11 protein-coding genes are annotated in these 12,814 nt (G+C 62.9%); all 11 read left to right on the top strand.

What is annotated here, in order from left to right:
• Positions 1-2: 2 nt before the first annotated feature.
• Positions 3-1,172, top strand: a complete 1,170-nt coding sequence (gene mraY / locus HF916_RS46580) for a phospho-N-acetylmuramoyl-pentapeptide-transferase (RefSeq protein ID WP_168795312.1) — start codon at positions 3-5, stop codon at positions 1,170-1,172.
• A 23-nt stretch (positions 1,173-1,195) separates the two neighbouring features.
• Positions 1,196-2,710, top strand: a complete 1,515-nt coding sequence (gene murD / locus HF916_RS46575; protein WP_168795311.1) for a UDP-N-acetylmuramoyl-L-alanine--D-glutamate ligase — start codon at positions 1,196-1,198, stop codon at positions 2,708-2,710.
• Complete coding sequence (ftsW, locus tag HF916_RS46570) at positions 2,707-3,984, top strand: putative lipid II flippase FtsW (RefSeq protein WP_168795310.1); 1,278 nt, start codon at positions 2,707-2,709, stop codon at positions 3,982-3,984. The genes murD and ftsW overlap by 4 nt, the downstream gene beginning before the upstream one ends.
• The gene (gene murG / locus HF916_RS46565; protein ID WP_168795309.1) at positions 3,981-5,099 is read left to right on the top strand and encodes an undecaprenyldiphospho-muramoylpentapeptide beta-N-acetylglucosaminyltransferase; all 1,119 of its coding nucleotides are present in this window, start codon (positions 3,981-3,983) and stop codon (positions 5,097-5,099) included. Before ftsW ends, murG begins: the two co-directional genes overlap by 4 nt.
• Positions 5,096-6,499 (top strand): UDP-N-acetylmuramate--L-alanine ligase, encoded by a 1,404-nt coding sequence (gene murC / locus HF916_RS46560; RefSeq protein ID WP_168795308.1) that lies wholly within the window; start codon positions 5,096-5,098, stop codon positions 6,497-6,499. The genes murG and murC overlap by 4 nt, the downstream gene beginning before the upstream one ends.
• A 1-nt stretch (position 6,500) precedes the next feature.
• The gene (locus tag HF916_RS46555; RefSeq protein ID WP_168795307.1) at positions 6,501-7,454 is read left to right on the top strand and encodes a D-alanine--D-alanine ligase; all 954 of its coding nucleotides are present in this window, start codon (positions 6,501-6,503) and stop codon (positions 7,452-7,454) included.
• A 24-nt stretch (positions 7,455-7,478) separates the two neighbouring features.
• Positions 7,479-8,231, top strand: a complete 753-nt coding sequence (locus HF916_RS46550; protein ID WP_168795306.1) for a cell division protein FtsQ/DivIB — start codon at positions 7,479-7,481, stop codon at positions 8,229-8,231.
• Between the two features lie 27 nt (positions 8,232-8,258).
• Entirely contained in the window at positions 8,259-9,491 is a 1,233-nt protein-coding gene (ftsA, locus tag HF916_RS46545) for a cell division protein FtsA (RefSeq protein WP_168795305.1), read from the top strand.
• Positions 9,492-9,623: 132 nt separating this feature from the next.
• Positions 9,624-10,820, top strand: a complete 1,197-nt coding sequence (gene ftsZ, locus HF916_RS46540; protein WP_168795304.1) for a cell division protein FtsZ — start codon at positions 9,624-9,626, stop codon at positions 10,818-10,820.
• A 263-nt stretch (positions 10,821-11,083) separates the two neighbouring features.
• Positions 11,084-11,587 carry a peroxiredoxin gene (locus HF916_RS46535; RefSeq protein WP_012434415.1) on the top strand — a complete coding sequence of 168 codons (504 nt, stop codon included), beginning with the start codon at positions 11,084-11,086 and terminating at the stop codon, positions 11,585-11,587.
• Positions 11,588-11,874: 287 nt separating this feature from the next.
• Positions 11,875-12,792 (top strand): UDP-3-O-acyl-N-acetylglucosamine deacetylase, encoded by a 918-nt coding sequence (gene lpxC / locus HF916_RS46530; protein ID WP_168795303.1) that lies wholly within the window; start codon positions 11,875-11,877, stop codon positions 12,790-12,792.
• Positions 12,793-12,814: the final 22 nt, after the last annotated feature.

Here is a 12,814-nt window from a genome sequence, read left to right as displayed (position 1 = left end):
GCATGCTACTGGCGCTGGCGCAATGGCTGCAGAATGACGCAAGCTTCTTGCGCGTGTTCAGTTATCTGACTTTCCGTGCGGTGATGGCCACCATCACCGCGCTGCTGATCGGGCTCGTCTGCGGCCCGGCGGTGATTCGCAAGCTGACCGCCATGAAGGTCGGCCAGGCCGTTCGTAAAGACGGTCCGCAAACTCACCTCATCAAATCCGGCACACCGACCATGGGCGGCGTGCTGATTCTGCTCGGCATCGCCGTGGCCACCCTGTTGTGGGCCGATCTCACCAATCGCTTCATCTGGATCGTGATGCTCGTCACGTTCGGCTTCGGCGTGATCGGCTGGGTCGACGATTACCGCAAGGTGGTCTACAAGGATCCGCGCGGCATGTCGTCGCGCGAAAAGTATTTCTGGCAGTCGGTGATCGGGCTGTTCGCGGCCGTGTATCTCGCCTTCAGCGTGTCGGAAGCGAGCAACGTGCGCGTGTTCGACCTGTTCATGGCGTGGGTGAAGAGCGGCCTCTCGATGGGCTTGCCGGCGCGCGCCGACCTGATGCTGCCATTCGTCAAATCGATCAGCTATCCGCTCGGCGTGTGGGGCTTCATCGTGCTGACGTATCTGGTGATCGTCGGCGCGAGCAACGCGGTCAATCTCACCGACGGCCTCGACGGTCTCGTGATCATGCCGGTCGTGCTGGTCGGCGCCTCGCTCGGTGTGTTCGCGTATGTGATGGGCAGCTCGGTCTACTCGAAATACCTGCTGTTTCCGCATATCGCCGGCGCGGGCGAACTGCTGATCTTCTGTTCGGCGATGGGCGGGGCAGGGCTCGCGTTCCTCTGGTTCAACACGCACCCGGCGCAGATGTTCATGGGCGACGTCGGCGCGCTCGCGCTCGGTGGCGCGCTCGGCACGGTGGCGGTGATCGTGCGCCAGGAAATCGTGCTTTTCATCATGGGCGGCATTTTCGTCGCGGAAACGCTTTCCGTGATGTTGCAGGTCACGTGGTTCAAATTCACCAAGCGCCGTTTCGGCGAAGGGCGGCGCCTCTTCAAGATGGCGCCACTGCATCACCACTTCGAATTGTCGGGGTGGAAGGAAACGCAGGTGGTCGTGCGTTTCTGGATCATCACGTTGATGTTGTGTCTCTTTGGTTTGTCCACGCTCAAGTTGCGTTAAGCAGGTATTAGGGGAAGCAGGCGATGTTCGGCGAGAAGTTTCGGGATCGGCAAAAGCCGATGGTGCTCGTGCTGGGACTGGGTGAATCCGGTCTCGCTATGGCGCGCTGGTGCGCGCGGCACGGCTGTCGGCTGCGTGTGGCCGATACGCGTGAAGTGCCGCCGAAACTGCCCGCACTGGAAGCGCACGGCATCGACGCCGCATTCGTCGGCGGCCCGTTTTCGCCGGCGCTGCTCGAAGGCGTGGAACTCGTCGCCATCAGCCCGGGCTTGTCGCCGCTTGCCGCTGATCTGTTGCCGCTGATCTCGGTGGCGCGTGAGCAGGGCATCCCCGTGTGGGGCGAACTCGAACTCTTCTCGCAAGCGCTGAAGACGCTCGGCGAAAGCGGCTACGCGCCGAAGGTGATCGCGATTACCGGCACCAACGGCAAGACCACGACTACGAGCCTGACCGGTCTGCTGTGCGAGCGCGCCGGCAAGAAAGTCGCGGTGGCGGGCAACATTAGCCCGGCGCTGCTCGACAAACTCTCGGAAGCGATCGACAACACCGCATTGCCCGACGTGTGGGTGCTGGAACTGTCGAGCTTCCAGTTGGAAACTGCGCACACGTTTACGCCGGATGCGGCGGTCGTGCTGAACATCACGCAAGATCATTTGGACTGGCACGGCGGTTTGGACGCGTACGCCGCCGCGAAGGGCCGCATTTTCGGTGCGCAGACCGTGCGCGTGCTGAATCGCGACGACTCGCGCGTGATGGCGCTGGCGCCGTCGGAAGATAGCGAAGCCGAGATGGTCACGTTCGGCGTTACCGAGCCGAAGAACGACGGCGACTACGGTCTGCTGCGCGACAACAGCATGATCTGGCTCGTGCAGGCGCACGATCGTGACGCAAGCGACGAACCGGTGCCGAAGCGCCGTCGCAAGAAAGAAGTGGTCACGCCGCCGAACATCGCACTGAAGCGCTTGATGCCCGCGGACGCCTTGCGTATTCGCGGCCTGCACAACGCCGCCAATGCGCTCGCCGCTTACGCACTCGCACGCGCGGTCGGTCTGCCGGGCGCGCCGCTGTTGCACGGTCTGCGCGAATATCGCGGCGAGCCGCATCGCGTGGAATTAATCGCGTCGATCGACGGTATCGACTATGTGGACGACAGCAAGGGCACCAATGTCGGCGCGACGGTTGCCGCGCTCGACGGGCTCGCGCAGCGCATCGTGCTGATCGCCGGCGGCGATGGCAAGGGCCAGGATTTCGAACCGCTGGCCGCGCCGGTCATGCGCTGGTGCCGCGCCGTGATGCTGATCGGCCGTGACGCGCCCCAGATCCGCGCCGCGCTGGAAGACACCGGCATCGCCATGACGGATCACGCCACGCTCGAAGAAGCGACGCGCGCCGCAACCGCGCTCGCGGAACCGGGCGATGCTGTGCTGCTGTCGCCGGCTTGCGCAAGTTTCGACATGTTCAAAGGTTACGCGCACCGCGCCGCGGTATTCCGCAGCACGGTAGAAGACATCGCGGCCGAACGGGGGACGATGATATGAGTTGGTCGGAACGATTCGGTTCGCGTCAGGCCGCCGCCCGCGACGCGGGTGGTTCGGGCGGTGCCGCGCGGGTCGGCGGCCGCACGGGCGGCAGTGGTCTCGCCAGCGCCGTCAACGGCGTGCGTCCGCTGCGTTCGCGCATGCTCGACTACGATCACTCGCTGCTGTGGGTGGTCGTCGCGCTGCTCGGTCTCGGTGTCGTGATGGTGTATTCGGCGTCGATCGCCATGCCCGATTCGCCGAAGTACGCGTCGTACCGCGACTACGCGTTCCTCGTGCGCCAGATCATTTTCGTGGTGATGGGCTCGGTGATCGGCATCGTGTCGTTCCGCATTCCGATCGCGACGTGGGACAAGTACGCGCCGAAGCTGTTCCTGATTTCGCTGGTCGCGCTGGTGATCGTGCTAATCCCGCACGTCGGCAAGGGCGTGAACGGCGCGCGCCGCTGGATTCCGCTCGGCATCACGAATATGCAGCCGTCGGAAATCATGAAGCTCGCGGTGACCATTTACGCGGCGAACTACACCGTACGCAAGCAGGAATACATGCACAGCTTCGCCAAAGGCTTTTTGCCGATGGCGGTGGCGGTGGGTCTCGTCGGCGCATTGCTGCTGCTCGAGCCGGACATGGGCGCGTTCATGGTGATCGCGGCGATCGCGATGGGCGTGCTGTTTCTCGGCGGCGTGAACGGCAAGCTGTTCGGCGGCCTCGTTGCAACCGCGGTCGGCACGTTCAGTTTGCTTGTGTGGGCATCGCCGTGGCGTCGTGAACGGATTTTCGCGTATCTCGATCCGTGGGACGACCGTTACGCGCAGGGCAAGGCGTATCAATTGACGCACTCGCTGATCGCGTTCGGGCGCGGCGAATGGTTTGGCGTGGGCCTCGGCGGCAGCGTCGAGAAGCTCAACTATCTGCCGGAAGCGCATACCGACTTCATCCTCGCGGTGATCGGCGAGGAACTGGGTTTTATCGGGGTGCTGGTCGTGATCCTGATGTTCTACTGGATCGTGCGCCGCTCGTTCGAGATCGGCCGTCAGGCGCTCGCGCTCGACCGCACGTTCGCGGGCCTGGTCGCGAAAGGCATTGGCATCTGGTTCGGCGCGCAGACTTTCATCAACATGGGCGTGAACCTCGGCTTGCTGCCGACCAAGGGCCTCACTTTGCCGCTCGTCAGCTATGGTGGCTCGGGCATCGTGTTGAACTGCGTTGCTGTTGCTGTGCTGATGCGTGTCGATTACGAGAACCGGGTGCTCATGCGCGGAGGGAAAGTATGACCGCTCTGCCGCAACGCACGCTGATGGTGATGGCCGGTGGCACCGGGGGACATGTGTTCCCGGGGCTCGCGGTCGCTCATCTGATGCAGGCGTGGGGCTGGAAGGTCGTATGGCTTGGCAATCCCGCGGGCATGGAAGCGACGTTGGTGCCGAAGCACGGCATTCCGATGGAATACGTGCGCTTCGGCGGCGTGCGCGGCAAAGGCATGAAGCCCAAGCTCATGCTGCCGCTGAATCTGCTGCGCGCCTGCACGCAGAGTCTCTCCGTGCTGCGTCGCGTGAAGCCGGACGTCGTGCTCGGTATGGGCGGCTACATCACGTTTCCGGCCGGCTTGATGACCGCGCTGAGCGGCCGTCCATTAGTGCTGCATGAACAGAATTCGATTGCCGGTCTCGCGAACAAGGTGCTCGCGAAAGTCGCCAAACGCGTGCTGGTTGCGTTCCCGAATGCATTGCCGCACGGCGAATGGACGGGAAATCCGATTCGTGAGGAACTTGCGCGCGCAATTGCACCCAAAGCACGCTACGCGCAACGCAGCGGTCCGTTGAATGTGCTGGTCGTGGGCGGCAGTCTTGGTGCGACGGCATTAAATGAAGTCGTGCCGCGCGCGGTGGCCTTGCTCGCGCCGAATGAACGGCCGCGCATCGTGCATCAGGCGGGCGCGAAGCATATCGAGGCGCTGCGCGAGAACTATGCGGCAGCGGGTTTGCAAACGGGCACCGACGTTGAACTCGTACCGTTCATCGACGACATGACGAGCGCCTACTCAAACGCGGACCTCGTGATTTGCCGGTCCGGCGCGATGACGGTGTCCGAAATTTCAGCCGTAGGCGTGGCGGCGTTCTTCGTGCCGTTCCCGTATGCAGTAGACGATCACCAAACCACTAATGCAGCGTTCCTCGCCGACAACGGCGCGGCGCTGGTCGTGCAGCAACGCGATCTGTCGGCGGAAACTCTCGCTGACTGGATGCGCAGCCAGACGCGAGCAACCCTCGCGGAGATGGCGGAGCGTTCGCGCTCGCTCGCGAAACCCGACGCCACGGAACAGGTCGCGCAGATTTGCGCGACCGTGGCGGGTTCGATTTCGGGCGCGAGCCCAGAAGGAAAGCAATGAAACACATCGTCAAACACATTCACTTTGTCGGCATCGGCGGTGTCGGCATGAGCGGCATCGCGGAGGTGCTGGTCAACCTCGGCTATCAGGTGAGCGGCTCGGATCTCACGAGCAACGCAATCACTGATCGCCTCGCCGCGCTCGGCGCGCGGATCGCGATCGGTCACGCAGCGGAGAACATCGAAGGCGCGAACGCGGTGGTCGTCTCCACGGCAGTGCGTAGCGACAACCCGGAAGTGCTGGCGGCGCGTCATCGCCGCATTCCGATCGTGCCGCGCGCAGTGATGCTCGCGGAACTGATGCGCCTGAAGCAGGGCATTGCGATTGCCGGTACGCACGGCAAGACCACGACCACCTCGCTGGTGGCGAGCGTGCTCGCGGCGGGCGGTCTCGATCCGACCTTCGTGATCGGCGGCCGGCTGATCAGCGCGGGCGCGAACGCGCGGCTCGGTACGGGCGACTTTATCGTCGCGGAGGCCGACGAGTCGGATGCGTCGTTCCTGAATCTGTTCCCGGTGATCGAAGTCATCACGAACATCGACGCCGATCACATGGACACCTACGGCCACGATTTCGCGCGGCTCAAGCAGGCGTTCATCGAATTCACGCACCGGCTGCCGTTCTACGGCATCGCGGTGTTGTGCGTCGACGATCCGAACGTGAAGGAGATTCTGCCGTTCGTGTCGAAGCCGATTATCCGCTACGGCTTCGCGCCGGATGCGCAGGTGCGCGCGGTCAATGTCGAAGCGCGCGGCGGCAAGATGCATTTCACCGCGCTGCGCGAAGACGCGGCGCCGATCGACATCACGTTGAACCTGCCGGGCGAGCACAACGTACAGAATGCTTTGGCCGCCATTGCAATTGCGACTGAACTTGAAGTGAAAGATGCCGATATCCAGCGAGCGCTGGCAGATTTTAACGGCGTAGGCCGACGCTTCCAGCGCTACGGCGAAGTGCCGGTCGTGACCGAAGGCAACGCGAGCGGCGCCTACACGCTGGTCGACGACTACGGTCATCACCCGGTCGAAATGGCGGCCACGGTGGCGGCGGCGCGCGGCGCGTTTCCGGGCCGGCGGCTGGTGCTGGCGTTCCAGCCGCACCGCTTCACGCGTACGCGTGATTGCTTCGAGGATTTTGTGAAGGTGCTGTCGACCGTCGACGCGCTCGTGCTGACCGAAGTCTATTCGGCCGGCGAGTCGCCGATCGTCGCCGCGGACGGCCGTGCTCTCGCGCGTGCGCTGCGGGTGGCGGGCAAGGTCGAGCCGGTATTTGTCGATACGGTGGATGAAGTGCCGGACGCGCTCTCCGCAGTGGTGCGCGACGGCGATGTGGTGATCACGATGGGCGCAGGTTCGATCGGCGGTGTGCCGGGTCGCCTCGCGCAGGAAACGAAGGTGTGAAATGAGCAGTATTGAATCGGATCAACTCGCGAAACAATTCGGCAAAGTAGCAGTGCTGCTCGGCGGTGATTCCGCCGAGCGTGAAGTGTCGCTCAACTCCGGCCGCCTGGTGCTGCAAGGTCTGCGCGACGCCGGCGTCGACGCGCATGCGTTCGATCCGGCCGAGCGTCCGCTCGCCGCATTGAAGGAAGAAGGTTTCGTGCGCGCGTTCAACGCGCTGCATGGCGGCTACGGCGAGAACGGCCAGATTCAGGGCGCGCTCGACTTTTACGGCATCAAGTACACGGGTAGCGGCGTGCTGGGTTCGGCGCTCGGTCTGGATAAATTCCGCACCAAGCTCGTGTGGCAGCAACTCGGCATTCCCACGCCGCCGTTCGAAGCGGTGCTGCGCGGCGACGACTATGCGGCGCGTTCGAAAGAGATCGTCGCGAAGCTCGGCTTGCCGCTCTTCGTGAAGCCGGCGAGCGAAGGTTCGAGCGTCGCGGTGATCAAGGTGAAGAGCGCCGACGCACTGCCCGCTGCGCTGATCGAAGCGGTCAAGTACGACAAGATCGTGGTGGTCGAAAAGAGCATTGAAGGCGGCGGCGAATACACCGCGTGCATCGCCGGGAATCTGGACCTGCCGGTGATCCGCATCGTGCCGGCCGGCGAGTTTTACGACTACCACGCGAAGTACATCGCGAACGACACGCAGTACCTGATCCCGTGCGGTCTGGCGGCGGACGAGGAAGCGCGACTGAAGGTGTTGGCGCGCCGTGCCTTCGACGTGCTCGGCTGCACTGACTGGGGTCGCGCGGATTTCATGCTCGACGCCGACGGCAACCCGTATTTCCTCGAAGTGAACACGGCGCCTGGCATGACCGATCACTCGCTGCCGCCGAAAGCGGCGCGCGCGGTGGGCATCAGCTATCAGGAACTGGTTGTCGGCGTGTTGGCGCTGACGCTGCAGGACTAACCGGGGCGACCCGAAAGCAACACCATGTGGAACAACGTTCGCCAGCTCAATTTCGCCGCCAACGCATTGCATGCGTTGCTGGTGCTCGTGCTGCTGGCGGCGGGCGGTTACTGGCTGATCCAGCGCCCGAATTTCGCGCTGCGCGAAATCCAGATCGACGGCGACACCGAGCACATCAATTCGCCGACAGTGCGCGCGGGTGTGGTGGGGCGCTTGAAGGGCAACTTTTTTACGGTGGATCTCGACGTGGCGCGTCAGGCGTTCGAGCAGATGCCATGGGTGCGTCATGCGAGCGTGCGGCGTGTCTGGCCGAATGCACTGGCTGTCACGCTCGAGGAGTACAAACCGCTGGGAACGTGGGGCAGCGATCAACTGGTGAGTACCGACGGCGAACTGTTCACCGCGAACCAGGGCGAGCTCGAAGAAGACCTGCCCGCGTTCGACGGTCCTGACGGTACGGCAAAAGAGGTGGTCGCGCGTTATCACGACTTCCAGAAATGGTTTGCGCCGTTGGGCGCGACGCCTGAAGAAGTGACGCTGTCGCCGCGCTACGCGTGGACGGTGAAGCTCTCGAACGGCACGCAGGTGGAACTTGGACGCGAACGCAATCAGGACACGCTGCTGGACCGGAGCAAACGTCTGAGCGCGGCGTGGAGCGCGGTGACGCAACGTTGGGGAAAGGATATCGAGTATGCGGACTTGCGCTATCCGAACGGTTTCGCGATTCGCGCGGCAGGGATGCGCTTTATCACCGAACCCGACAAGGGCAAGAAGTAAACGGACATCACACGCAATGAGCACGCTATGAGTAAAGACTATAAAGATCTGCTGGTCGCCCTCGACATTGGGACGTCGAAGGTCGTGGCCATCGTCGCCGAGTTGAAGGGCGAAGGTCACTACGAGGTGATCGGCCTCGGCCAGAGCGAATCAAAGGGGCTCAAGAAAGGCGTGGTGGTGAATATCGAGGCCACCGTGCAGTCCATTCAGCGCGCGCTCGAAGAAGCCGAACTGATGGCCGACTGCAAGATCACCAACGTATTTACCGGGATTGCCGGCAGCCATATCCGCAGCTTCAATTCAAGCGGCATGGTGGCGATCAAGGAGAAGGAAGTCACTCAGACGGACGTGGCGCGCGTGATCGAAACGGCGAAGGCAATCAACATCCCGACCGATCAGCAGGTGCTGCACATCCTGACGCAGGAATTCATCATCGACGGTCAGGAAGATGTGCGCGAGCCGATCGGCATGAGCGGCATTCGCCTCGAAGTGAAGGTGCATATCGTCACCGGCGCGGTGAGCGCGGCGCAGAACATCGTCAAGTGCGTGCGCCGCTGCGGGCTCGAAGTGAACGATCTGATCTTGCAGCCGCTGGCGTCGTCGCTGGCGGTGCTGACGGAAGATGAAAAAGAACTCGGCGTGGTGCTGGTCGATATCGGCGGCGGCACGACGGACATTGCGATTTTCAGCGAAGGCGCGATCCGCCATACGGCGGTGATTCCGATCGCCGGCGACCAGATCACGAGCGACATCGCCATGGCGCTGCGCACGCCGACGCCGGACGCGGAAGACATCAAGGTGGACTACGGCATCGCCAAGCAGGCGCTCGCCGATCCGGACGAGATGATCGAAGTGCCGGGCCTCGGCGAGCGCGGCCCGCGCACGCTGTCGCGCCAGGCGCTGGCGGCGGTGGTCGAGCCGCGTGTCGAAGAACTGTTTTCGCTCGTGCAGCAGGTGGTGCGCGAGTCGGGTTACGAGGAACTGCTGAGCTCCGGCGTGGTGCTGACAGGCGGCGCGTCGATGATGCTCGGCATGGTCGAACTGGGTGAGGACATTTTCCTGAAGCCGGTGCGCATCGGCGTGCCGGAATACGCGGGCGGTCTTGCTGATGTCGTGCGCAATCCGCGCTTCTCGACGGCGATGGGCCTGCTCGTCGAAGGACGCTCGCAGCGTATGCGCGGCCGCAAGGTCGCCGTGCAGTCGGGGTCGATGGGACAGGTGTTCACGCGCATGAAGGACTGGTTCCTCGGCAACTTCTAACGCATTCGCTGTACTGAACGGTTTTTTAAAATACGCGCCGGTGCCGGCGGCCGGCGCGCGACAGGGGGTTGCCCGATCTCCTGCCGAATAACGGCCGAGTGGCTGTAAATTTTTTATCTTGACGGAGGCATCATGGATTTCCAAATGCTGGAAACCGAAACGAACGGCACCATCATCAAGGTGGTCGGAGTAGGTGGCGCTGGCGGCAATGCTGTCCAGCACATGATCAACAAAGGCGTGCAAGGCGTCGACTTCATCGTGATGAACACGGACGCGCAGGCTTTGTCGCGTTCACGCGCCACCGCGGTGATCCAACTCGGCAACACGGGGCTGGGCGCTGGCGCCAAGCCGGAAATGGGCCGCGCCGCAGCGGAAGAAGCCCGTGAGCGTATCGCCGACGCACTGCGCGGCGCGCACATGGTCTTCATCACGGCCGGCATGGGCGGCGGCACGGGTACGGGCGCAGCACCCGTGGTCGCGCAGATCGCCAAGGAAATGGGTATCTTGACCGTTGGCGTGGTCAGCAAGCCGTTCGAATTCGAAGGCGGCAAGCGCATGCGCGTCGCCGAAGCCGGTTCGCAGCAACTGGAGGATCACGTCGACTCGCTGATCGTCGTTCTGAACGACAAGCTGTTCGAGGTGATGGGCGACGACGCCGAGATGGACAAGTGCTTCCAGTGCGCAGACGACGTTCTGAACAACGCAGTTGCCGGCATCGCGGAAATCATCAACGTCGACGGTCTGGTGAACGTCGACTTCGAAGACGTGAAGACGGTGATGGGCGAGCAGGGCAAGGCGATGATGGGCACGGCGACGGTTGCCGGCGTCGATCGCGCGCGTCTGGCCGCTGAGCAGGCTGTTGCCAGCCCGCTGCTGGAAGGAGTGGATCTGTCGGGTGCGCGTGGCGTGCTGGTCAACATCACGTCGAGCCGTTCGCTGCGTCTGTCGGAAACGCGCGAAGTGATGAACACCATCAAGAGCTACGCCGCGGAAGACGCGACCGTGATCTTCGGCGCGGTGTACGACGATGCGATGGGCGACGCGCTGCGCGTGACGGTCGTGGCAACGGGTCTGGGCCGTGCGGCGAAGAAGCAGCAATCGGCACCGATGACGCTGCTGCGCACCGGTACCGACAACCAGCCGATCAGCACGATGCAACACGTTGCTTACGCGCCGTCGCACGCCAGCACCGCCGACTACGGCGCGCTGGACACGCCGGCAGTGTGGCGCACGTCGCGCGATACGGCCGCGTCGCATGTGCAGGCGCTGCAGGAAAAGGGCGTCGACACGTACGACATTCCGGCATTCCTGCGCAAGCAGGCGGACTGAGCGTACGGGCAGGCTTTCGTTGCGGCGCTGCGAGTTGGACAGCAGTGCAGCGCTGGCGGACGAATGCACGAGCGTGGCGGGTGAACGGCAAACAAGTCGCGTATCGTCAGATCCGCGGCAAGGACAACTGCCCTCTTCGGGTTCGCGAAGCGGATTGGGCGACTGTCGCCGGGCGGCGGAGCATGTAGTGAGGCTCACGCCGGATTTTTCACTGCGACACGACGACGTGCGAGTGTGCTTCGCATCGATGCAAAGGACTGAGCATGATTCAAGCAGGTGACAAGCTGCCCGACGCAACGCTCTTCGAATTGATCGAAGACGAGCGGGCGGGCTGCACGATCGGGCCTAACAGCTTCGACGTGCGCGAGCAGACGGCGGGCAAGCGCGTGGTGATCTTCGGATTGCCGGGCGCGTTCACACCGACCTGTTCGGCCAAACATGTACCGGGCTATGTCGAGCACGCCGAGCAGTTGCGCGCTCTTGGCATCGACGAAATCTGGTGCGTGTCCGTCAACGACGCGTTCGTAATGGGCGCGTGGGGACGCGATCAGCACGCCTCGGGCAAGGTGCGCATGATGGCGGACGGCAGTGCGGCTTTCACGCGAGCGCTCGGTCTCGAGCAGGATTTGTCGGCGCGCGGCATGGGAATCCGTTCCCAGCGCTACGCGATGGTGGTCGACGACGGCGTGGTCAAGACGTTGAACGTCGAGGCTGCCGGCAAATTCGAAGTCAGCGATGCAGGGAGTATTCTCGCTACGTTGAGCTAGGCACGTGGGCGTCGTGGCCTTCGCCTCGGGCAGCGCGCGTTGTGCGTTGTGCGAGGGCAACGGTCGATAAGACGCTTTTGTGACAGGCCGTTACGCGGGCCGATGACCGGAAACGCCTCCGTTCCGGGGCATCGGCCCGTCACGCTTTCCTGACGGGCGCCCCAGGGTAATGCAGCGAAACAGATTGATACGTTCCGCGAAAAGACGCTCCTTAGGGTATTGGAGTATACTTCGTGCTATGGAATAAAAAGTCCCGATTGGGATTTTCAATCGAATAGAAGACCACCATGTTGAAGCAGCGCACTATCAAGCAAATCGTCAAGACAGTCGGCATCGGCCTGCACTCCGGCCGTAAAGTCCAACTGACGCTCCGTCCGGCCGGTCCGGACACGGGCATCGTGTTTTCGCGCGTGGATCTGGCCACGCCGGTGGACATTCCTGCGTCGGCGATGGCGATTGGCGATACGCGTCTGGCTTCCGTGTTGCAGAAAGACGGCGCGCGCGTCTCGACCATCGAGCATCTGATGTCCGCTTGCGCCGGTCTCGGCATCGACAACCTGTATGTCGACGTCACCGCCGAAGAAATCCCGATCATGGACGGCAGCGCCGGTTCATTCGTGTTTCTGATTCAGTCCGCGGGTATTGAAGAGCAGAACGCGGCGAAGAAATTCATCAAGGTCACCAAGCCGGTCGAAATTCGTGACGGCGATAAGTTCGCGCGTCTCGATCCGTATTTCGGTTTCAAGCTCAAATTTACGATCGATTTTCGTCACCCGGCTGTGGATAAGACCGGCCAGGCGCTGGAAGTGGATTTTGCCAATACGTCGTATGTGCGTGAAATCGCGCGTGCCCGCACCTTCGGTTTTGCGCATGAAGTGGAAATGATGCGCGAACTGGGTCTGGCGCGTGGCGGCAGCATGGACAACGCGATCGTGCTCGACGAGTACCGCATTCTGAACAACGACGGCCTGCGCTACGACGACGAGTTCGTGAAGCACAAAATGCTCGACGCGATCGGCGACCTGTATGTGATCGGCCATCCATTGCTGGCGGCGTACGATGCGTACAAGTCGGGCCACGGCCTGAACAATGCGCTGCTGCGCGAACTGCTGGCGCACGAAGATTCGTACGAAATCGTCACTTTCGACGACACACAGAAGGCGCCGCGCGGATTTGCCTACGAGACGCAGACGGCTTTTGCCTGACGCCTTCGGGTGAAATTTCCGA

Source organism: Paraburkholderia aromaticivorans (assembly GCF_012689525.1).
Classification (GTDB): Bacteria; Pseudomonadota; Gammaproteobacteria; order Burkholderiales; family Burkholderiaceae; genus Paraburkholderia; species Paraburkholderia aromaticivorans_A.
This window is presented reverse-complemented; position numbering and strand designations above follow the sequence as displayed.